This window comes from Infirmifilum sp., from assembly GCF_049970975.1.
Lineage (GTDB): Archaea > Thermoproteota > Thermoprotei > Thermofilales > Thermofilaceae > Thermofilum > Thermofilum uzonense.
Genome location: NZ_JBMFLX010000219.1, coordinates 1 through 1,046, shown reverse-complemented (window position 1 = coordinate 1,046; position 1,046 = coordinate 1). Strand labels below are relative to the sequence as shown.

At 52.7% G+C, this 1,046-nt stretch carries 1 protein-coding gene and 1 pseudogene; both read left to right on the top strand.

Annotation, left to right across the window (positions count from 1 at the left end):
* Nucleotides 1–215 (top strand): annotated as a pseudogene (tnpA, locus tag ACP5KC_RS10705) (IS200/IS605-like element ISDka2 family transposase); the annotation flags it as partial.
* On the top strand, nucleotides 212–1,046 hold an 835-nt coding region (locus ACP5KC_RS10700; RefSeq protein WP_428287590.1), incomplete at its 3' end, for a transposase. The pseudogene tnpA and the gene ACP5KC_RS10700, both read left to right, overlap by 4 nt.

Genomic DNA, 1,046 nt, shown 5'->3' with positions numbered 1-1,046 from the left:
TCCTATGCCCTCCGCGCCTAGCCCCCTCCTACGTAGCGAACTACTTGAAGGGTAAGAGTGCTAGGCTGATACTGAAGAGGTTTCCGCAGCTGAGAGCCAGAGTTAAGTACGGGAAGCTGTGGTCTAGAAGTTACTTTGTCGCCACCGTGGGCAACGTGACGGCTGATATTGTGAAGAGGTATGTCGAGGAGCAGTGGTCTAAGGTGAGAGAGTGAAACGGTGTAGCGTGGTTGAGCTGGATCCAGACAGGGAGGCGTGGAATAAGCTTAAACTACTATGTAGCATATCCTCCAAGCTTTGGAACGAGGTCAACTACGCTAGGAGGAGGCAGTTCTTCGAAACTAAAAGAGTGGATCTCAGAAGCACCTACAGGGAGTTCTACGAGAGGTACAAAACGCTGATAGGTTCCGCTACAGCACAGCAAGTCCTGAATAAAAACGATGAAGCCTGGAGATCCTTCTTCGGCTTGCTAAAGGCTAGGAAGGAGGGGAGACTGCCACCATTCATGAGAAGGGTGAGCCCGCCGGGTTACAAGAAGAGGGGCGGGTTCAGGATACTGTGGACTGTCCTGAGGAAGGATCAGTACAGGATTGAGGGCGATAGGATCGTCATCAAGGGTCTCGGAGCCATAGGGGTCATCGTTGTCGAGTATAGGGGTTTAATCCACGTGAGGGGGGAGCAGGGCAGGCTGGAGATAAGATACGACCCCGATAGAGGCAGGTGGTATGCGCACATATCCTTCTCGGAGGTTAGGGAGAAGCTTGTCAGAGGATCGTGGGTCGAGGTGCCGAGAAAGCCTAGAGGTAGCCTAGAGGCTGGAGTGGACATTGGCGTGAACAATCTTATGGCTGTCTACGTCGAGGACGGCAGGGCGTTCCTAGTCAATGGGAGGCCTCTGAAGGCGATATCGCACTACTGGATGAGGAGGATAGCACGGTACCAGTCAACGTTGAACAAGTATGGGCTGAGGACGTCTAGGAGGCTCAGGCTCATGTACAGGAGTTGGAGGTTGCAGATTAAAAACTACATAGACTCTAGGGTCAGAT